This is a genomic window from Microbacterium paraoxydans, assembly GCF_018224615.1.
Taxonomy (GTDB): Bacteria; Actinomycetota; Actinomycetes; order Actinomycetales; family Microbacteriaceae; genus Microbacterium; species Microbacterium paraoxydans_B.
In genome coordinates this window covers 125,471-145,676 of record NZ_JAGTUK010000001.1, presented here as the reverse complement: position 1 = coordinate 145,676, position 20,206 = coordinate 125,471, and the positions used below count along the sequence as shown (strand labels likewise).

General features: G+C 71.4%; 19 protein-coding genes. 8 read left to right on the top strand and 11 right to left on the bottom strand.

Going from position 1 to position 20,206, the window contains the following annotated elements:
* Positions 1–2: 2 nt before the first annotated feature.
* Both KE274_RS00695 and KE274_RS00690 read left to right on the top strand, forming a co-directional pair.
* On the top strand, positions 3–2,645 hold the full coding sequence (locus KE274_RS00695) for a penicillin acylase family protein (protein WP_439957709.1): 2,643 nt from the start codon (positions 3–5) through the stop codon (positions 2,643–2,645).
* Positions 2,646–2,679: 34 nt separating this feature from the next.
* The gene (locus tag KE274_RS00690) at positions 2,680–3,441 is read left to right on the top strand and encodes an alpha/beta fold hydrolase (protein ID WP_211539896.1); all 762 of its coding nucleotides are present in this window, start codon (positions 2,680–2,682) and stop codon (positions 3,439–3,441) included.
* Between the two features lie 26 nt (positions 3,442–3,467).
* Here KE274_RS00690 and mnhG read toward each other — a convergent pair whose 3' ends face one another.
* From mnhG to KE274_RS00660, 6 genes are read right to left on the bottom strand one after another with little or no spacing between them, the layout of a single operon-like run.
* Entirely contained in the window at positions 3,468–3,857 is a 390-nt protein-coding gene (gene mnhG, locus KE274_RS00685) for a monovalent cation/H(+) antiporter subunit G (RefSeq protein ID WP_211539894.1), read from the bottom strand.
* Positions 3,854–4,123 (bottom strand): monovalent cation/H+ antiporter complex subunit F, encoded by a 270-nt coding sequence (locus KE274_RS00680; protein ID WP_211539892.1) that lies wholly within the window; start codon positions 4,121–4,123, stop codon positions 3,854–3,856. The genes mnhG and KE274_RS00680 overlap by 4 nt, the downstream gene beginning before the upstream one ends.
* A complete protein-coding gene (locus KE274_RS00675) occupies positions 4,120–4,713 on the bottom strand; it encodes a Na+/H+ antiporter subunit E (protein ID WP_211539890.1) in 594 nt (197 codons plus the stop codon). The genes KE274_RS00680 and KE274_RS00675 overlap by 4 nt, the downstream gene beginning before the upstream one ends.
* Positions 4,710–6,263: a Na+/H+ antiporter subunit D gene (locus KE274_RS00670; RefSeq protein ID WP_211539881.1), complete on the bottom strand. Its 1,554-nt coding sequence runs from the start codon at positions 6,261–6,263 to the stop codon at positions 4,710–4,712. The genes KE274_RS00675 and KE274_RS00670 overlap by 4 nt, the downstream gene beginning before the upstream one ends.
* Positions 6,260–6,838: a Na(+)/H(+) antiporter subunit C gene (locus tag KE274_RS00665; RefSeq protein ID WP_211539879.1), complete on the bottom strand. Its 579-nt coding sequence runs from the start codon at positions 6,836–6,838 to the stop codon at positions 6,260–6,262. Before KE274_RS00665 ends, KE274_RS00670 begins: the two co-directional genes overlap by 4 nt.
* A complete protein-coding gene (locus tag KE274_RS00660) occupies positions 6,838–9,810 on the bottom strand; it encodes a Na+/H+ antiporter subunit A (protein WP_211539877.1) in 2,973 nt (990 codons plus the stop codon). Before KE274_RS00660 ends, KE274_RS00665 begins: the two co-directional genes overlap by 1 nt.
* A 118-nt stretch (positions 9,811–9,928) precedes the next feature.
* On the opposite strand from KE274_RS00660, the gene KE274_RS00655 reads away from it, so the two are divergent.
* Positions 9,929–11,431, top strand: a complete 1,503-nt coding sequence (locus KE274_RS00655) for a hypothetical protein (RefSeq protein WP_211539869.1) — start codon at positions 9,929–9,931, stop codon at positions 11,429–11,431.
* Positions 11,432–11,444: 13 nt separating this feature from the next.
* On the opposite strand, the gene KE274_RS00650 is transcribed toward KE274_RS00655, so the two are convergent.
* Complete coding sequence (locus KE274_RS00650; RefSeq protein WP_211539867.1) at positions 11,445–12,506, bottom strand: LacI family DNA-binding transcriptional regulator; 1,062 nt, start codon at positions 12,504–12,506, stop codon at positions 11,445–11,447.
* Positions 12,507–12,566: 60 nt separating this feature from the next.
* Here KE274_RS00650 and KE274_RS00645 point away from each other — a divergent pair, with 60 nt between their 5' ends.
* The gene (locus KE274_RS00645) at positions 12,567–13,805 is read left to right on the top strand and encodes an MFS transporter (protein WP_211539864.1); all 1,239 of its coding nucleotides are present in this window, start codon (positions 12,567–12,569) and stop codon (positions 13,803–13,805) included.
* A 3-nt stretch (positions 13,806–13,808) separates the two neighbouring features.
* On the opposite strand, the gene KE274_RS00640 is transcribed toward KE274_RS00645, so the two are convergent.
* Both KE274_RS00640 and KE274_RS00635 read right to left on the bottom strand, forming a co-directional pair.
* A complete protein-coding gene (locus KE274_RS00640; RefSeq protein WP_307872109.1) occupies positions 13,809–14,459 on the bottom strand; it encodes a response regulator transcription factor in 651 nt (216 codons plus the stop codon).
* The gene (locus KE274_RS00635; protein WP_211539856.1) at positions 14,456–15,664 is read right to left on the bottom strand and encodes a sensor histidine kinase; all 1,209 of its coding nucleotides are present in this window, start codon (positions 15,662–15,664) and stop codon (positions 14,456–14,458) included. Before KE274_RS00635 ends, KE274_RS00640 begins: the two co-directional genes overlap by 4 nt.
* A 115-nt stretch (positions 15,665–15,779) precedes the next feature.
* Between KE274_RS00635 and KE274_RS00630 the strand changes: the two genes are divergently transcribed.
* The 3 genes from KE274_RS00630 to KE274_RS00620 all read left to right on the top strand — a co-directional run bounded on the left by KE274_RS00630 (position 15,780) and on the right by KE274_RS00620 (position 18,131).
* On the top strand, positions 15,780–16,637 hold the full coding sequence (locus KE274_RS00630) for a GAP family protein (RefSeq protein WP_211539854.1): 858 nt from the start codon (positions 15,780–15,782) through the stop codon (positions 16,635–16,637).
* 39 nt (positions 16,638–16,676) lie between these two features.
* Positions 16,677–17,372 carry an endonuclease NucS gene (nucS, locus tag KE274_RS00625; RefSeq protein ID WP_211539852.1) on the top strand — a complete coding sequence of 232 codons (696 nt, stop codon included), beginning with the start codon at positions 16,677–16,679 and terminating at the stop codon, positions 17,370–17,372.
* A gap of 93 nt (positions 17,373–17,465) precedes the next feature.
* Complete coding sequence (locus tag KE274_RS00620; protein ID WP_211539850.1) at positions 17,466–18,131, top strand: HAD hydrolase-like protein; 666 nt, start codon at positions 17,466–17,468, stop codon at positions 18,129–18,131.
* A gap of 90 nt (positions 18,132–18,221) precedes the next feature.
* On the opposite strand, the gene KE274_RS00615 is transcribed toward KE274_RS00620, so the two are convergent.
* Entirely contained in the window at positions 18,222–18,428 is a 207-nt protein-coding gene (locus KE274_RS00615) for a cold-shock protein (RefSeq protein ID WP_136034351.1), read from the bottom strand.
* Between the two features lie 502 nt (positions 18,429–18,930).
* Here KE274_RS00615 and KE274_RS00610 point away from each other — a divergent pair.
* Positions 18,931–19,752: a shikimate 5-dehydrogenase gene (locus KE274_RS00610; RefSeq protein ID WP_211539848.1), complete on the top strand. Its 822-nt coding sequence runs from the start codon at positions 18,931–18,933 to the stop codon at positions 19,750–19,752.
* A 15-nt stretch (positions 19,753–19,767) separates the two neighbouring features.
* Here the strand turns inward: KE274_RS00610 and KE274_RS00605 are convergent, their stop codons facing one another.
* Positions 19,768–20,205, bottom strand: a complete 438-nt coding sequence (locus KE274_RS00605) for an SRPBCC family protein (RefSeq protein ID WP_211539845.1) — start codon at positions 20,203–20,205, stop codon at positions 19,768–19,770.
* Position 20,206 lies beyond the last annotated feature (1 nt).

Sequence of the window (20,206 nt, the reverse complement as noted above, 5' to 3'; positions counted from 1 at the left end):
TGATGACCGTTTCGCCGGTGTCCCCCGCCCCCTCCCGCCCGTCGCTGGGCGTCCGCATCGGACGCATCGCGTTCCTCGTCGTCGCCGCACTCGTGGTGATCGCGGTGGCCGCGGCGTTCTTCGTGACCTGGACGATCCAGCGCTCGTTCCCGCAGACGTCGGGCACCGTGCAGCTGAAGGGCCTCGCCGCCGACGCGACGGTGCAGCGCGATGCGAGCGGGGTGCCGACCATCACCGCCGACTCCTCGGAGGACCTGTTCTTCGCGCAGGGCTTCGTGCACGCGCAGGACCGCTTCTTCGAGATGGACTTCCGCCGCCACGTCACCGCGGGCCGTGTGGCCGAGCTGTTCGGAGAGTCCCAGGCGGGCACCGACGCGTTCCTGCGCACCCTCGGCTGGCGCACGACCGCCGAGGCCGAGGTCGAGGCGATGGACGAGCGCACCCGCGGGTACTACGAGGCCTACGCCGCCGGAGTCAACGCGTACCTGGCGTCGCGGTCGGGCGCGGAGCTGTCGCTCGAGTACGCCGTGCTGGGACTGCAGAACCCCGACTACGAGCCGGAGCCGTGGGAGCCGGCCGACTCGGTCGCGTGGCTCAAGGCCATGGCGTGGGACCTCCGCACCAACGTCGAGGACGAGACCGAGCGCGCGCTGCTCGCGGCCGACCTCGCCGATGGCGACGACCCGGAGGACACGCGGGCCCTGCTCGCGAAGCTGTACCCCGCGTACCCGTTCGACCGGAACCCGGTGATCGTGCCGCAGATCTCCACCGTCGACCCGATCGACACCACGGCCGACGCCGCCGCCTTCACCCTGCCGGCGCCGGACGGCGAGGTGCAGCAGGCCGTGACCACGATCGAGTGGCAGGAGACGGCGAACGTGATCGAGGCCGCGAGCGTGCTGGTGGGCGACGCGGGCGAGGGCATCGGCTCCAACTCCTGGGTGGTGTCGGGCGAGCTGACCGCGTCGGGCATGCCGCTGCTCGCGAACGACCCGCACCTGGGGGCGTCCCTCCCCTCGGTCTGGTATCAGGTGCAGCTGCGGTGCTCCACGGTCGGCGAAGACTGCCCGTTCGACGTGGGCGGCTTCTCGTTCTCCGGGCTCCCCGGCATCGTGATCGGCCACAACCAGCGCGTCGCGTGGGGCTTCACCAACCTCACCACCGACGTGACCGACCTGTACGTCGAGCGCATCGAGGGTGACGCGTACTGGCGCGACGGCGCCCTCGTGCCGCTGGAGGAGCGCACCGAGACCATCGCGGTCGCGGGCGGCGACGACATCGAGCTCACGATCCGCTCCACCGTGCACGGCCCCATCATCTCCGGACTCACCGACGACTTCACCGCGATCGCCGACGACCCCTCCGCCGCGCTCCGAGCCGAGGGCACCGCCCCGACCGCCCCGGGGTCCGACGCTGCGGAGTACGCCGTGAGCCTGCGCTGGACGGCGCTCGACCCCGGCACCACCGCGACCGCGATCTTCGCGCTCTCCACCGCGCAGGACTTCGACGACTTCCGCGCCGCCGCCGCCCTGTTCGACGTGCCGGCGCAGAACCTGATCTACGCCGACGTGGACGGCAACATCGGCTACCAGACACCGGGGCGGCTTCCCGTGCGCGGTGCCGGGGACGGATGGATGCCGCAGCCCGGGTGGGACAGCAGCTACGACTGGACGGGCTACATCCCGTTCGAGGAGCTGCCCGTGGCGTACAACCCCGCCTCCGGCTACATCGTGACCGCCAACAACGCGATCGTGACCGACGACTACGACTACTTCCTGTCGCGCGACTGGGACCAGGGCTACCGTGCCGCGCGCATCGCCCACCTGATCGAGCGCCGCGCCGCCGCCGGGCCGCTGACCGCGCAGGACATGCGCGACATCCAGATGGACGGCGAGATGTGGATCGGCAAGCAGCTGGTGAGCGCGATGAGCGACGTCGACGTGGAGGGCGCGGGGCCGCAGCAGGCGGTGGAGCTGCTCCGCACCTGGGACGCGCAGAACGACAAGGGCTCCGCAGCGGCCGCCTACGCGAACGTGCTGTGGTCGAACCTTGTGCAGAACCTCTTCGCCGAGCGCGAGGTGCCCCTCCCCACCGACGGTCAGGGGCGCCTGTTCACCGTGGTCGCCGACCTGCTCGAAGACCCGTCCGACCCGCTGTGGCGCAACGACCGGATCGAGGTCGACGGCATGGCGCCGATGCTGGCCCGCTCGGCCGAGGAGGCGTACGACGAGCTCGCCGCCCTGCAGGGCACGGATGTGACGCGCTGGAACTGGGGTGCCCTGCACGCCATCACGCTCCGCAGCGACACGTTCGGGTCGTCCGGCATCGCCCCGATCGAGGCGCTGTTCAACCGAGGGCCCTACCCGGTGGGCGGCGGGGCCTCGGTGGTCGACGCGACCGGGTGGACCATCGGCGCGTCCTACGCGACCACGACCGTGCCCTCCATGCGGATGGTGGTCGACCTGGACGACTTCGACGCCTCCACGTGGATCCACCTCACCGGGGCCTCGGGTCACGCGTACCACGAGCACTACGTCGACCAGACCGAGGACTGGTCCTCCGGAGTGCAGCGCCCCTGGGCGTTCACGCCGAAGGCGGTCGACGCCGCCGCGCGCGACACCCTGGTGCTGACGCCCGCGGGCTGAGCTGCCTCCGAGCTTCCTCGGCTAGCGTGGACCGGTGCCCTCCAGTTACCTTGCCCCCAAGGGGACGACCGCGACGCTCCTGGAGTTCGAGCACGGCGGCGCGACCCTCATCGCGGAGAGCTTCGGCGACGGACCGCACACCTACCTGCTGCTGCACGGCATCGGGATGGGCCGCAGCGTGTACCTCGACCTCGTGCAGCGGCTGCACGGTCGCGTCATCGCACTCGACCTCCCCGGCTTCGGCGAAGCGCCGGAGCCCGCCCGCACCCTCACGATGCAGCGCCACGCCGACCTCGTCGCCGCGTACCTGCGCCACGTCGACGCCGAGCCCGTCGTGGTGATCGGTCACTCGATGGGCAGTCAGATCGCGGCCGAGCTCGCCGCGCGGCACCCGTCGCTCGTCGCGGGCGTGGTGCTCGCCGGACCCACGGTCGACAAGGCCGAGCGGAACATCGGGGCTCAGGCGCGCTACCTCCTGCAAGACCTCGTCGGCGAACGGCCGCTCGTGATCTGGCGCGGTGCCCGCGAGTACCTCCGTGGCGGTCCGCACCTGATCCGCAAGATGCGCGCGACCATCGTGCACCAGCCGGAGAAGGCGTTCCGCCGCATCGAGTGCCCCGTGCTCGTGCTGCGCGGGGAGGACGACCCGCTGGCCCCGATGAGCTGGTGCCAGGACATCATCGATGCGATCCCCGGCGCCGAGCTCGCCGTGATCCCCGACCACGGGCACGGCACGCTGATCAGCGACTCCGAGCCGGCCGCGCGGCTGATCGAGTCATTCGCCGACCGCACCTGACCCGCTCGGCGGCGGAACGGGCGACCTCAGCCCGCCGCGGGAGGCGTCTGCTTGGACTCCGCCAGCTCGTCCACCACGAGGCCGCGCTGCTCGATCGTGCCGTTGCGATACGCCTGGCGACCGACCATGTGGGCCGACAGCGGGGCCGTCGCGAATTGCATGAGCACCACGGGCGCCACCAGCACCAGCCCGAACAGCACCCCGCCGATCGACCGCTGCGACAGCGCGATCGCCACGCAGATCACCAGCAGGCCGAGCACCTGCGGCTTGGTCGCGGCGTGCAACCGGGTCGGCACGTCACGGAAGTGCAGCAGTCCGACCGCGGCCGACAGGCACAGCAGCGCGCCGATCAGGATCAGCACCAGCACGGTGACGTCGATCACGGCGTCGGGGATCATCAGGCCGAACACGTTCATGGGGTCGTGTTGTCCCTTCTCGCGACGAACCGCGCCACCGCGATCGAGCCGAACACGCCCACCGCGGCGATGATCAGCAGCACCGGGATGTTGCGCGTGTGACCGTTGATCGCCATCTCCGCGCCGATCACGCACATCACCTCGGTGAGCAGCACGTCGGCGGCGACCGCGCGGTCGAGGATCGACGGGCCGCGCACGATGCGGATGACGGCGAGGATCGCCGCGACGCCGAACACCGCGAGGATCGCCAGGAGCAGGACGTTCATCGGGCACCCCCCACCCTGGCCGGGTCGATACGGCCGGCGCGCTCATCGGCCTTGAGGCGACGGTACTGCGACGGGTCGCCGAGGGCCCGCACCACGCGCTTCTCCCAGCCGAGCACCCCCTGCCGCTGCTCCTCGACGTCTTCCTTGCTGCGCACGCCGATCACGTGCAGGTAGAGGATGCGGCGGTCGCGGTCGGCCTCCACCACGAGGGAGCCGGGGATCAGCGACGACACCACCGCGACGTGCGTCATCACGAGGTCGTCCGCGTAGCGCAGCGGCACGGCGACGATCGCGGTGCCGGGCTGACGACGGAAGTCGAACACCTGCACCGTGACCGACAGGGCGCCCCGCAGCACGGCGTAGAGGAACTGCACCAGGAACAGCGCCGCGTACCAGAGGTTCACGCGACCGGAGAGCTCGACCGTAGGCAGGCGGAACACACGCGTCACGAAGATCGCGACCACGAGCCCGGTCAGGAACGACAGCACCGTGAACTGGGCCCACAGCAGCATCCACAGCACCACCAGCCACGCGAGGAACGGCAGCTGCATGCCGATGTCGCGCCACAGGCGCCGCGTCTCCGGCCTCATCCCTCCACCTCGTCTTCCAGCTGGACGAGGTTGACCGGCTGCAGCAGGCCAGCCCCGATGCGATCGCACAGAGCGTACAGCGGACCGGCGAAGATCGTCAGGGCCACCGTGACCGTGACCATTCCCGCGGTCGCGACCGTCATGATCTTCGGGATGCGCCGCGTCTCCTGCTGCTCGTCTGCCGCGGGGGCGCCGGTGAGGTAGGAGATGCGGCCCTCGGTCTCGGCCGAGTCCTCCTCCTCGCGCCAGAACGCCAGGTTCCACGCCCGCATGAGCGCGTACAGCGTGAGCAGCGAGGTGACGATGCCGCCGAAGATCAGCACGATCATGAGCGGCGTGCCCACCGAGGCGGCGGCCTCGAACAGGGCGAACTTGCCGATGAAGCCGGAGAACGGGGGCAGGCCGCCGAGGTTGATCGCGGGGATGAAGTACAGCACGGCGATCACGGGCGCGATCTTGAGCAGTCCCTTCACCCGGAGGATCGAGGTGCTGCCCGCCCGGCGCTCGATCAGGCCCACCGCGAGGAACAGGGTGGTCTGCACGACGATGTGGTGGACGATGTAGTACACCGTGGCGCCGATCGCCGCGGGCGTCGCGATCGCGAGGCCGAAGATCATGTAACCCACGTGGCTGACGAGCGTGAACGACAGGATCCTCTTCAGCTCGGCCTGCGCCACGGCGCCCAGCACCCCGACCACCATGGTCGCCAGCGCGATGATGAGCAGCAGCGTGTCGATGCTGTTCGACGCGAACAGCTGCGTCTCGGTGCGGATCAGCGCATACACGCCCACCTTCGTCAGCAGGCCGGCGAACACGGCGGTGACCGGGGCGGGCGCGGTCGGGTACGAGTCGGGCAGCCAGAACGACACCGGGAAGATCGCGGCCTTGATGCCGAACGCGACCACGAGCATGAGGTGCAGCACGAGCTGGGTGTCCTGCGGCAGCTCCGACATGCGCTCGGCGATCTGCGCCATGTTCACGGTGCCGAGCGCGCCGTAGATCATCGCGATCGAGGCGAGGAACAGGATCGACGACACGAGCGAGACGACGATGTACACCGCGCCGGTGCGGATGCGCGACTCGGTGCTGCCGAGCGTGATCAGCACGTACGACGCCACGAGCAGGATCTCGAAGCCCACGTAGAGGTTGAACAGGTCGCCCGCGATGAAGGCGTTGAAGATGCCGGCCGCGAGGATCAGGTACGAGGGGTTGAAGATCGAGATCGGCGTCTCGTCGGCGCCGTCGGCCACTCCCTGGCCGATCGAGAACAACAGGACCGCGAGCAGCACCACGCTCGACACCAGCACCAGCAGGGCGGCGAGCCGGTCGACGTACAGCACGATGCCGAACGGCACGGGCCAGCCGCCCACCGACACCGCGAGCGGAGAGCCGGCGTCGACCACGACCAGCAGCACCGCGGCGATCACCGACACCACGGCGAGCGTGGCCACCGTGACGAACACCTGCAGGCGGGCGTTGCGACCGAAGACCAGGGTCACGGCGGCGCCGAGCAGCGGCAGGGCGACGAGCAGGGGGACGAGCGTGGTCATGGCCTGCCCTCCCCGTCTGTCGTGTGGTCTGAGTCCGCGTCGGCCTCGGGTTCGGGGTCGTCCGGCTGCGCGCCGTAGGGCGAGTCGTAGGGGGCGTCGTCGTGGATGTCGGGGTGGTCGCGCATGTGCAGCACCGTGATGGGCGCGGTCTGCACGCCGACGAAGTCGGTGGTCGCCTCGTCGTCGTCGGTCTCCGACTCGTCGTCCATGAGCTCTTCGTCGGCGTCGGTGCGCTCGCGCAGCGCGATGTCGGCCTCGTCGTCCTCGACCGTGTCGGCCTGTCCGAGCTGCCAGGAGCGGTAGATCAGGGCGAGCAGGAACGCGGACACCGCGAACGTGATCACGATGGCCGTGAGCGTGAGCGCCTGCGGCAGCGGGTCGCTCAGGTCGCCGTCGGTGCCGAAGAACGGCGCGTTGCCGGGCACGCCCATCACGATCAGCAGCAGCAGGTTGGTGGCGTTGCCGAGCAGCAGGAACCCGATCAGCACGCGCGTCAGGCTGCGCTCGAGCATGGCGTACACGCCGCACGCGAAGAGCACGGCCATGATCGCGATGAGCGCGAGGGAGACGTCCATCAGCCGTTCCCTCCCGTCCGGGAGGTGAAGTCGATCGCGGTGCTCTGACCGGGGCGGAGCGCGGACTGCCGGTCCACCTCGGCGCCGAGGCTGCGCAGCACGTCGAGCACCAGGCCGATCACCACGAGGTACACGCCCACGTCGAAGATCGTGGAGGTGACGAACTCCATGTGACCGATGCCGGGGATCTCCCACTCCCAGAACGTGCTGGTGAGCGGGGCCATGCCGAAGAACAGCGGGACGACGGCCGTGCCGACCGCGAGGATGAGACCGGCGCCGAGCAGACGTCCGGCGTCGGTGGGGGCCGCGGCGCCGAGCTCCCAGCGGCCGCCCGCGATGTAGCGCATCACGAGCGCCATTCCCGCGACGAGCCCGCCGGCGAAGCCGCCGCCCGGCAGGTTGTGCCCGGCGAACAGCAGGAAGATCGACACCACGATGATGGTGTGGAACAGGATCCGCACGATCACCTCGAGCAGGATCGACCGGTTCTCCGGTTTCATCTTCTGCCCGCCGACGAGCCAGGCGCGTGGGGCGCTGCGGTTCTCCGAGGTCTGGAAGCGCACGCCGTCGGTCGTCTCGACGAGCGGACGGCTGCGGGCGGCCTTGCGCACGGAACGCGGCAGGGTCTTGGTGGCGGCGAGCAGGTCGGCGCGGTGGGTCACGAACACGAGCGACGCGACGCCGGTCGCGGCGAGCACGAGCACCGACAGCTCGCCCATCGTGTCCCAGCCGCGCAGGTCGACCAGGGCCACGTTCACCACGTTCTTGCCGTGGCCGATCTCGTAGGCGATCTGCGGGAAGATCTCCGAGATCGGGTCGGCCACGCGCGACTGGGTGGCGACGATCGCGACGAACGCCATGGTGAGGCCCACACCGATGCCGAGCAGCGCGCGGGGGATGCGGCTGACCGAGGCGTTGTGCTCGCCCATCCGCGCGGGGAGCCGGCGCAGCACGAGCGCGAAGGTGACCATGGTCACGGTCTCCACCAGGATCTGCGTCAGCGCGAGGTCGGGTGCACCGCTGGTGGCGAAGAGCACCACCATGCCGAGCCCGGTGACCGAGGCGAGCACGACGCCGGTGTACCGCTTCCTGGCGCGCACCGCGACCACGCCGGCGACCGCCATGATGGGCGCGACGGCGAGCTGGGCCGGCGTGTGCCACAGCGACAGCTCGTACCGGTCGATGTCGCTCGCGATGAGCGCGGTGACCTCGGCGGCGACGAACACCACGAAGATCGTGCCGACGTAGACGGGCAGCGAGCCGCGCTGGGTGAGCGAGGTGCTGAGCACGGAGAGGCGGTCGATGCCGCGCATCACGAGGTAGTAGGCGTCGGCGGCGGTGAACGGCAGCACGCGCGGGCGGCGGTCCCATCCGGTGCGGCGCGTGAGCAGGAACAGGCCGATGCCGAGGAGGATCGTGAGGATCGAGATGCCCAGCGCAGGCTCGAACCCGTGCCAGAGCGCGAGGTGGCCGGGCCCTTCGACGGCCGCTCCCTCGTGGTCGAGCCCGGGGCTGGCGGTGAGGGCGTACGGCTGCAACGCGACGTCGAGCGCGGGGGCGCCGATGCCTGCCGCGAGAGTGACCCCGGCGAGGATGATCGGCGCGGAGAGGAAGCCGACGGGCGGGTCGGGCCAGGCGGTGTCGGGCAGCCGGTCGCCGCGTTCGCCCCGCTTGGTCCAGAACGCTCCCCACAGGAAGCGCACGCCATATGCCGCGGTGAGCATGGATCCGAGCGCGACGCCGAGGAGCGCGACCAGGCCCCACACGGAGCCGCCCTGGGCGTCGTCGAGCAACGCCGTGAGCGTGGACTCCTTGGCGACGAAGCCGATCGTCGGCGCGATGCCCGCCATCGACGCGACCGAGATGAACGCCGCGGTCGCCATGACCGGCGCCTGACGTCCGACCCCGGAGAGCTCGGTGATGTCACGCGTGGAGAGCTGGCGGTCGATCACGCCGACGATCAGGAACAGCGCCGACTTGAACAGCGCGTGCCCGATCACGAGCGCGACTCCGGCGAGGGCGGCGGCCTGGGTGCCGTAGCCGACGACGACCGCGAAGAACCCGAGCTGGCTGACGGTGCCGAACGCGAGCACGCGCTTGAGGTCGGTCTCGCGCAGCGCCTGCACCCCGCCGAGCAGCATCGTGAGGATGCCGAGGCTGATGATGATCGGCCGCCAGGTCGCGCTCAGCGCGAAGATCGGGGCGAAGCGCGCGATCAGGTAGATGCCGGCCTTCACCATGGCGGCGGCGTGCAGGTAGGCGCTCACCGGGGTGGGGGCGGCCATCGCGCCGGGCAGCCAGAAGTGGAAGGGGAACAGGGCCGACTTGCTGATCGCGCCGATCAGCAGCATCACGATGGCGGCGTCCACGAGGGGCCCGCTGGGCGCGAGGGCAAGGATCTCGCGGATGCTCGACGTACCGGCGTCGACCACCAGGAGCACGACGCCGACGAACATCACCAGTCCGCCGAGCGTCGTGACGAGCAGGGCCTGCAGCGCGGCACGACGGCTGGCGGCGCGGCGGCGGTAGTGCCCGATGAGGAGGTACGAGAGGATGCTCGTCACCTCCCAGAACATCACGAGCATCACGAGGTCGTCCGTGAGCACGAGGCCGTACATCGCGCCCGCGAAGCCGAGCAGCACCCCGGCGAACTGGCCGATGCCGGCGGCGTCGTCGTGGAAGTACCAGCGGCAGTAGAGCAGCACGAGCGCGCCGACGCCGGTGACGATGAGCGTGAGCACCCACCCGAGCACGTCCATGTTCATCGACAGCGAGAGCCCGAGCTGCGGGATCCACGGCACAGACTCGAACGGGACGGGGCCGTCGAGCACCTGCGGCGTGAGGACGAGGGCGTGCACGAACGCGGCGGCCGGGATGAGGGCGGCGACGGCGAAGGCCTGAGCTCCGAGCCAGCGCACCAGAACGGGCATCAACAGCGACCCGAGGAGGAACACGGCGAGGAGCATCAGCATATACGCGGCTCCTCGGGGCTCGTCGGCCTTGCGGCTCAGGCGGGCGGTGTCCGTCCAGTTTACCGGGATGATGGCTGGCCGCGGTCCCCGGGTGTTCGCGACGTGCCAGAGTGTTCGCATGCACGGGGGCGCACGGCGGGAGCTGACGGGGTGGCTCGCAGCCCTCGCGATCGCCCTCGTCGCGGCGGGTCAGCTCGCCGCCACTCCCCGCTCCGAGCTGCTGTTCCGCGACGGCGATTCCCTGGTCGTGGCGCTGATCGGCCGGGCGGTGCTCGGCGGCGACGGCGTGGGCGAGTGGGCGCTGTCGAGCGTGCTGTTCCTGCCGGAGACCGCCGTGCACGTCGTGCTCGCTGCCCTGCTGCCACTCGGGGTGAACGGCCTGCTCGCGGTGAACGCGGTGGTCAACCTGCTCGGGTTCTACGGCGTGGCGCGGCTCGTCGCCGGTCGCCGCCGGGCGGGTTCCGCGCCGGTCGCATGGTCGCTCGCGGCGTTCGGCGCCTTCGCCGCGCTGGTGCTCACGGAGTCGTCGGCCTCCCGCGATGCGCTCGAGCTCGCGTCGCTTCCGCTCACCACCACGTACTACGCCGCCACCACGATCGGGGTCGTGGCGGCGATCGGCCTCGCCCGCCGCTTCCTCGACCGCCCGCGGGGCGGGGTCGCGCTGCTCGTGGCTTTCGGCGCGACGGCGGCGGTCTCCACGCTGAGCAATCCGCTGTTCGCGGCCTGGGCCGCCGTGCCGCTGCTGGCGGTGCTCGCCTGGCTCGCTTTCTCCGCCGCGAGCAGACGGCGCGCGCTGCTGCTCGCGGTGGTGCTGCTGGGGGGCACGGCGCTCGGGTTCCTGGGTCGCATTCCGTTCGCGGCATGGATCGCCAACACGGGTGCCGGCTACGTGCAGCCCTGGCGGTGGGCGGAGTCGCTGCGGCTGTACGCGGGGCTGTTCGCGGAGCGGCTGTCGACCCTGCCCGGCGTGCTCGCGGTGGCCGCGGTCGTCGCGCTGCTCTGCCTCGCGGTCGTGCGTTCGGTGCGGGAGCGGGAGCCCGGGGCACGACTCGTGGCCGCCGTCGCCTGGGTCGCTCCGGTGCTGGTCCTCCTGGGGGCGGTGGCGCTGGGCACGCAGGCCGCCCGCTACCTTCAGCCGCTCGCCTTCGTGCCGGTGCTGGCCCTGGTCGCGGATCCGCGCGTGCTGCGGTCGTCCGGGCGGGCGGTGCGGGTCGTGGTCGCGGCGACCGGCGCCCTGCTGCTGGTCGCGGGCGGCCTGAGCGTGCCGCGGCTCGCGGCCGCGGCACAGGCTCCCGACGCCGATCTGGCGTGCGTGACCGACTGGGTCGACGCCTCCGGCCGCACGGGCGCTGGACAGTTCTGGACCATGCGGCTGCCGAAGCTGCACCTCGCGGATCCGTCGCGGCTGGTGCAGGTGGATCACGCCCTGAACGGCTACGCCTGGCTCGTGGACCGGCGGGACTTCGCGGTGGGCGAGGTGTCGTTCCTGGTGGAGGACGCGCAGACCGTGCCGTGGCAGCTGCCCGCCGGGGCCGGGCCGTTCGACACGGTCGAGTGCGGTCGGTACCGCATCCTCGACTTCGGCGAAACTCCGCTGCGCCTCGGTCCCGCGCACTCCTGAGCGGCGGGAGCGCTCAGCGCGCGGGCGGTGCGGTGGTGGTGCCGGCGCGGAACCGGCAGGAGAGGTCCTGCGTCTCCCCCGGCTCGCCGCGGAGCATGCGCGCCACCTGCTCCCCCGCCGCGCGGCCCTTCTCGACCGCGGGCTGCACGCTGGTGGTGAGCGTGAGGTCTCCGAGGCCGTCGAGCGCGATGCCGTCGAAGCCCGCCACCGACAGGTCTTCCGGCACGCGCAGCCCGAGCTCCTCCGCGGCGCGGATCACGCCGACCGCGAGCAGGTCGCTCTGGGCGAGCACGGCCGTCGGGCGGTTCTCGGGGTCGGACAGCAGCATGCGCCCCACCAGGATGCCCTCGTCGATCAGGCTGCCCGAGGCGGAGATCGCGGGGGCGTTGGGGAAGATCTCGCGCATGCCGCGGAGCCGGTCGACCGTGACGTCGACGGTCGCGTTCGCCAGGCGCTCCGGCGTGATGAGGGTCCGCTCGCGGTCGGCGTCGAGCGCGAGCGTCACCAGCGCCACGTCGCGGTGCCCGAGGTCGCGCACGTGCCGGGCCACGTCGGCGGAGGCGGCCACGTTGTCGAGCGTGATGCGCGGCACGTCGAGCCCCGCATCGCCCTCGATCACGACCACCGGGAGGCCGCGCCCGAGCACGACCTCGAGCGACGCGCGGGTGCGGCCGGAACAGCCGATCAGCACGACCGCGTCGACCGGGGCGCTCGCGATCGCGGAGCCGTCTTCGCCGGGCTCGTCGCGCATCAGGAGGATCCCGGCGCTGAGGTCGGCGAGGCCGTCGGTGAGGCCGTCCATCATCGCGGTGGTCACGGGGTCGAGGAACGCGGCCCGCAGGTGCCCCTCGAGCACGACGGCGACGATGCCGCTGCGACCGCGTCGGAGCGAGGCCGCGCGGGGGTCGGGGCCGGTGTAGCCGAGCTCGGTGGCGGCGGCGAGCACGCGGTCGCGCGTAGCGGGGGCGACCTTGGCCTTGCCGCTGAAGACCACGGACGCGGTGGAGGTCGCGACCCCCGCCTCGCGCGCGACATCCGCGATCGTGGGTCGGCGCGGGGTCTCCCTGCTGCTCATACTCCGAGGATAGCCGGGTTCGGCGCTCACGGATCGAATCGATTCGATATGCTTTCGCTCATGGACACCGCCCTCATCCGCTCGCAGTTCGTGCGCTGGCGCGCCGCGATCTTCGCCATCTTCCTCGCCAGCGGCCTCTCGATCGCGACGTGGGCCTCGCGTGTGCCCGGCATCAAGGAGGCCCTCGGCCTCGACAACGCACAGGTCGGGCTGATCCTGCTCGGCATGGGCATCGCGTCCATCCTCGGCATCTCCACGAGCCCGGCCGTGATGGCACGCACGGGTGCGCGCCGCGGCATGCTCCTGTCGATGCTCACGTTCGGGGCGGGCATCGCGCTCGTCGGTCTGGGCGCCACCGTGTTCGGCTCCGTGCCGCTGGTCCTGGTCGGCATGGTGCTGTTCGGCTTCGGCAACGGCTGCGTCGACGTGATGATGAACGTCGAGGCCACCGCGATCGAACAGCAGATGGGTCGCACCATCCTCCCCGTCTTCCACGCCTTCTTCAGCTTCGGCACCGTGCTGGGCGCCGGCATCGGCGCCCTCGCCGCCCACCTCCGGATCGACGTCGGCACGCACGCGATCGCCGTCGGCATCCTGATCGCCGTGATCGCGGTGATCTGCTTCTTCCAGGTGCCCGTGCGCGAGGCCGCGCTCGACCCGGAGGAGCACGAGAAGCCGCCGTTCCGCCAGCGCCTGCACACCGCACTCGAGGCGTGGCGGGAGCCCCGCACGTACCTGCTGGGCACCGTCATGCTCGGCATGTCGTTCGCGGAGGGCGGGGCGAACGACTGGATCGCCCTCGGCACCGAACAGGGTCACGGACTCGCGGAGGGGTCGGGTGCCGTCGCACTGGCCGTGTTCTCGGTCGGCATGACCGTCGTGCGACTGTTCGGCGGCCCCCTGGTCGACCGCTTCGGGCGGGTGCTCGTGCTGCGGATCCTCGCCGCGACCGCCGCGACCGGCATCCTCCTGTTCATCCTCGCGCCCACCCTGCCGCTGGTGCTCATCGGGGCCGCCCTGTGGGGCGTCGGCGCCTCGCTCGGCTTCCCGCTCGGCATGTCCGCCGCGGCCGACGACCCCGCCAAGGCCGCCGCCCGCGTGAGCGCCGCCGCCACGATCGGCTACGTCGCCTTCCTCGGCGGCCCGCCCGTGCTCGGCGTCATCAGCGAGCACATCGGCCTGCTCAACACGCTGTTCATCCTGGTCGCGCTGGTCGTGGTGTCCGGGCTGTTCTCCGGCGCCGCCCGCCCGCTGCGCGAAGACGAGAAGACCCCGGTCGCGCCCGCCGCGCGCGGCTGAGCCTCAGTCGTCGCGCGACCGCACGAGCGCGGCCGCGTGCGAACGACTGCGGGCGCCCAGCTTCGCGAGCACGTTCGACACGTGCGTCTTCACGGTCGGCACCGAGATGCGCAGGCGGGCGGCGAGCTGGGCGTTCGACCAGCCCTGCAGGATCCCGTCGAGCACTTCCCGCTCGCGCGCGGTGAGCTCGTCCAGCACGGGCGGGGCCGAGGTCGAGGGCGACGGGTCGGAGGCGGCCTCGGCCACGGCGGCGAGCGCACGACGGGTCACGCGGGGATCGAGCGCGCCCTCCCCCGCCGCGACCGCGCGCACCGCGTGCACCAGGGTGGGCGCGTCCGCCGTCTTCAGCAGGAACCCCACCGCCCCGGCGCGAATCGCCGCGAGCACGAGCTCGTCCTCGTCGAAACTCGTGAGCACCAGCACGTCCGAGAGACCCCGATCGACGATCTCCTTCGTGGCCGAGACGCCGTCCCGCCCCGGCATACGCAGATCCATCAGCACGACGTCGGGGCGGAGGGCCGCTGCGTTGCGCACGGCCACATCGCCGTCGGCCGCCTCGCCCACCACCACGATGTCGTGCGTCTCGAGCATGATCCGCAGTCCCGCGCGGATGGCCCCGTGGTCGTCCGCCAGCAGCACCGTGGGGGCGCTCACGACCGGGCCCCCGCCGGCAGCCGCGCCTCCACGGTCCAGCCGTCGTCCTGCGGTCCCGCGTGGAACACGCCCCCCAGCGCCACCACCCGCTCGCGCAACAGTTGCAGACCCCAGCCGTCGCCGTCGTGCCGGGCCGTGCCGACCGCGGCCACCCCGCCGTGCGACCGCACGCGCACCCGCGTCTCATCGCCGGAGCGTCCGATCTCCACCGCGACCTCGGCACCGCCCGCGTGCCGTACGCAGTTGCCGAGTGCCTCCCGCACGACCCGGACGATCGCCTGCTCACCGCCACCGCCGAGGTCCCCCAGCTCTGCCCGGTCGGCCGCGTCGAGCCGCACGGACAGCCCGGACAACCGCGCCTCGTGCACGATGCCCTCGAGGTCGGTCCAGCTGGGCGTGGGCACGAGCGGCCCGCCGCCGCGGCGCAGCACCGTGATCATCGACCGCAGCGCCCCATGGGCGTCGAGCCCCGCGTCACGCACGGCCCGCAGCGCCGCCCGATCGTCTGACCGCTCAGCGGGTGCCGAGAGCGCGGCCTCCGCGCGGATCGCCATCGCCAGCACGTGCCCCGCGACCACGTCGTGCAGTTCCCGCGCCATCGCCTCGCGTTCGCGCTGCACAGCCTCGGTGCGGTCGCGCTCGGCTTCGGCCGCCGCGTCCTCCGCTCGCTGCCGGTGCAGCTCCGCGAGCTCGTGCGCCTGGGAGACCGCGACCGCCCACCAATAGTCGGTGCCGAAGATCGCCCCGAACTGCACCGCGAACAGCACGGCCACGGGCACCTCGACGCGGGAGACGAGCAGCGCCGCCAGGAACAGCGCCACGGTGGCGACGCCCAGGGCCGCCAGGATGACACGGCGTCCGCGCGGGCCGGCGAGGAACGCGGCCGTCCACAGCACGTCGAGCAGCACGACGAGCGTGCCGATGCCGCCGACGGTGAGCAGGTCGGCGAGGAACAGCACGGCGACGAGCACCAGGACGGTCCAGGGGTGCCGTGTCTTGCCGAGCGAGAGCACGCACGCCGGGACCGTGAGCACGAGCGCCCACCACGGCGACACGTCGTCGGGCAGCATCGAGAACGGTCCCCAGAGCCCATGGAACCCGAAGGCGGCCATCACCACGGTGAGCAGCAGGGCGCCGAGCGGGTCCACCCACCAGCGGTGACGCCGGTACCGGGCGCCGAGACCGCCCTCGCCCGGTTCGCGCATGCCCTCATGCAACCACGACCACGCGGGGGCCGCATCCGACGAAGGGATGAGGAGCGCGAGACGACCGGGACTTTCGCCCGATCCGCGCCGACGCGGCACCCGCGACGGTGGAGCCATGGAACTCTTCGGCGGACTCCCCCTCCCCCTGTCGCTCGCGGTGCTGGCGCTCATCGACGGTCTCAGCGTCGGCACCCTGCTGATCCCGGTGTTCCTGCTGCTGCACCCCGGACGTGTGCGGGGCGGCCGCATCGTGCTCTACCTGGTGACGATCGCCGCGTTCTACCTCGTGGTCGGGCTGCTGTTCCTGTGGGGCCTCGTGAATCTGGCGGACGTCGCCTCCGACTTCCTGGGATCGCCGGCGGGGATGGTCACGCGACTGCTGGTGGGCGCGGCGCTGCTGATCACCGCGTTCGTGATGCCGACGTCGAAACCCGCGGCGGACGGCGACGCCGAGCGGCCGCCCGCGCGAGTCACCCCGGTCACGCCGTCCGGAGCGAGCACACCGGACCCGGCCGCGCACTCGGCGCTCGAACGCCCGGAAACCACGCCCGCCGGACGCGCACCGGCCCGCCCCGGGCGCCTCACGCGGTGGCGCGAGCGACTGCTCGACCCGCGCACCCGGGGGCTGGCGGTGATGGCGGTCGCGATCGCTGCCGGTCTGGTCGAGGTCGCCACGATGCTCCCCTACCTCGTCGCCATGACCATGCTCGCTGACGCCGGTGTGGACGCGCCGTTCCGCGTGCTCGCGCTGGTCGCCTACTGCGCGCTCATGATCGCCCCGGCGCTCGTCCTCCTGGTGCTGCGGCTCGTCGCCGCGCCGCTCGTGCAGCGCCCGCTCGAGCGCTTCGCCGCCTGGATGGAGCGCACGGGAGCCGAGAACACGGCGTGGATCATCGGCATCCTCGGCTTCCTGATCGCGCGGTCGGCGGCAACCGAGCTGGGGCTGTTCGACGCGCTCGGCTCGATCCTCTGAGCGGACGAGCGACGGCCGTCGACGAAGTAGGCTCGTCGGGTGCGTCTCGTCATCGCCCGCTGCTCGGTCGACTACTCCGGTCGGCTCAACGCCCATCTCCCCCTCGCCACGCGTCTGCTCGTGCACAAGGGCGACGGGAGTCTGCTCGTGCACTCCGACGGGGGCAGTTACAAGCCCCTGAACTGGATGAGCCCGCCGTGCTCGCTCGCCACCGAGGAGCCCGGCGAGGAGGAGGCGAGTGCCGGCGTCGTCGAGGTGTGGCGCGTGACGCACAAGAAGACGGGTGACGCGCTGCGTGTGCAGATCTACGAGATCATCCACGACTCGCAGCACGAGCTCGGCCTCGACCCCGGGCTGCAGAAGGACGGCGTCGAGGCCGACCTGCAGCGCCTGCTCGCCGAGCAGGTGGAGCGCATCTCCGAGGGCGCGACGCTGGTGCGGCGCGAGTACCCGACGGCGATCGGTCCGGTCGACCTGCTGGTGCGGGACGCCGACGGTGCCGCGATCGCCGTGGAGGTCAAGCGCCGCGGTGACATCGACGGTGTGGAGCAGCTGACGCGCTACCTGGAGCTGCTCGGCCGCGACCCGCACCTCTCCCCCGTGCAGGGCGTGTTCGCCGCGCAGGAGATCAAGCCCCAGGCGCGCGTGCTCGCCGAAGACCGCGGCATCCGCTGCCTCGTGCTCGACTACGACGACATGAAGGGCATCGAGTCGGGCATCCCCCGGCTCTTCTGACGCTCCCCCTCACCGGGCGGCGATGCCTCGTTGGTTCTGCACACCTGTGCAGAGCAGGCGGTCAGGCGTCCGCGAGCCCATAGGCTGGAGGGCATGGCCCCCTTCCCTTACTCCTGCGTGCTCTGGGACGTCGACGGCACGATCGTCGACGCCTCGGTCGGCATCCTCCGCCGGCTGCACGTCGCCCTCACGCACTTCGGCCGTCCGGCCCCGACGCGCGAGGAACTGGTGCACTGGATCGGGCCGCCCATGTTCCAGTCGTTCCAGGACCAGGCCGGCATGACCCCGGAGGAGTCGGCGGAGGCCGTGGCGTTCTACCGCACACTCGGCAAGGCAGACGGCTACACGACCGACGTGCGCACGTACCCGGGAGTGGCGGAGCTCATCCACGATCTGCACGCCGCGGGGGTGCCGCAGGCGACCGCCAGCTCGAAGCCGGAGAACCAGGTGGATGCGCTGGTCGACTACTTCGGCCTGCGTCCCGCGTTCCTCACCACCGTCGGGGCCACGCCGGATGAGGCGACGCTCGCATCGAAGACCGACATCGTCGCCGAGGCCCTGCGCCGGCTGGAGGCGCTGGGCACCGACGTCTCACGGCCGGTGCTCGTGGGCGACCGCCATCACGACGTGGAGGGCGGGAAGGCCAACGGCGTGCCCGTGATCTTCGTCGAGTGGGGGTTCAGCGACCCGCACGAAGGGGACGACGCGGCGTTCCGCGTCGCCTCGGTCGACGAGTTGCGCGCCCTGCTGCTGAGCTGAGCGCTCCCTCACTGCCGCAGAAAACGGAACTCCCCGTCGAAAGGACGCTCGAGTGCGTTCTTCAGACGGGGAGTCCCGGTGTCGTCCGCGTCAGAGCGGGCGGATGTTCTCTGCCTGCAGGCCCTTCGGGCCCTGCGCCACATCGAACTCGACTCGCTGGTTCTCGTCGAGAGACCGGTAGCCGGATGACTGGATGGCGGAGTAGTGCGCGAAGACGTCAGCGCCTCCGTCGTCGGGGGAGATGAAGCCGAAGCCCTTCTCCGAGTTGAACCACTTGACCGTGCCCTGGGTGCTCATGTACTGCCTGTTCTGCTGATCTAGAAGCCGACGCAGGGGTGCACCGACATCGCTAACGCTAGTGGAGGCGACCCCGGCGGCAACAGGAGAGGCAAGAAGGTAATCCAAATGTTGCACGAGCGTCACGCGCACGCCGCGGGCGAGGGGGAGACGGTGCCCGGAAAATGGTGTGGCCCTCACCGCGGGGGGAGCGATGAGGGCCGAAGACGACCGGAGGGTGCGTCAGAGACAGCCTAACCCCTTTTGGGCCTCCGTGTCCCCCTTTTGGGGGACAAATCCGAAAATCGGTGGGAGAATGAACGATAGCGGCCCCCTCGAGTAGCCCATTGGGGACTGAACTACTCGAGAGGGCCCAATCGCATACACGGATCGTCGTGCCCCTGGGGTGGGCCGTCCGTCTCCTGGGGTGAGACGGAGACGATCAATCCCCTGTGCATGCACCTTCACCATAGGGGAGTGCGGCCGTTCCCGCCACGGACCCCGCCGCGAGTAGCCTGATGCGGTGACGATGCTGAACAAGGACATGACGCTGTGCATCTCGCTGTCCGCACGGCCGAGCAACAACGGCACCCGGTTCCACAACCATCTGTACGAGTCGCTGGGGCTCAACTGGATCTACAAGGCGTTCGCGCCCACCGATCTGGCGCAGGCGATCGCGGGCGTCCGCGGGCTCGGCATCCGAGGGTGCGCGATCTCCATGCCCTATAAAGAGGACGTCATCGCGCTGGTCGACCGGATGGATGCCTCCGCGAGCGCCATCGACTCCGTCAACACGATCGTGAACGACGACGGCGTGCTCACGGCCTACAACACCGACTACTCGGCCATCGCGAGCCTCATCGAGCGCAGCGGCATCGACCCGCGGTCCTCCGTGCTGCTGCGCGGCTCGGGCGGCATGGCCAAGGCGACCGCCGCCGCCTTCCGCGACGCCGGCTTCACCGACGTCACCATCGTGGCCCGCAACGAGGCCCGCGGTCGCGCCCTGGCAGAGCTGTACGGCTTCGGCTGGCGACCCGAACCCGGTGACGCCACGGCCGCCGTGCTCGTGAACGTGACCCCGATCGGGATGGCCGGAGGGGACGAGGAGCACGCCCTCGCGTTCAGCGAGGATGCGATCTCCGCCTCCGCCGTGGTGTTCGACGTGGTCGCGCTTCCCGCCGAGACACCGCTGATCGCCGCGGCGCGGGCCGCGGGCAAGACCGTCATCACGGGAGCGGAGGTCGCCACTCTGCAGGCGCTGGAGCAGTTCGTGCTCTACACCGGCGTGCGGCCCACACCGGCCCAGGTGCAGGCCGCCGAGGACTATATGCGCTCCGCGGCATAGGTTCCGCGGGGAGGCTCAGCGCGAGCGGCCCTCGGCCAGATACGCCAGCCGATGCAGCGTCTCCGCGTTGCGCCACCGCAGGATCGGCGTGGTCAGGAAACGGGGGAGGAGCGTCGCCGGGCCCTTCGCGGGCTCCTCGTCGATGCGCACCTGACAGCCGGTCGCGGTCGACCGTGCCCGCAGCGTGACCTGCGCCTCGCCCACCGGCCACCCCCGCGCTCGCATCACCACCCGATGCGGCGGGTTCCACTGCAGCAGTTCGGTCGTGTCGTCGAGCAGCGCGGGCCAGACGCCCACGGAGTGATGCAGCTGCGCGCCAGGGGCGGGCCATGCGGCATCCACGTCGCGCATGCGGGAGGCCCCGACCACCCACGCCGGGTAGAGCCAGCCGTCCGCCAGCACGCGGAACACGTCCTCGGTGGTGCACGTCAGGTCTCGGGTGTTGGTGGCCATG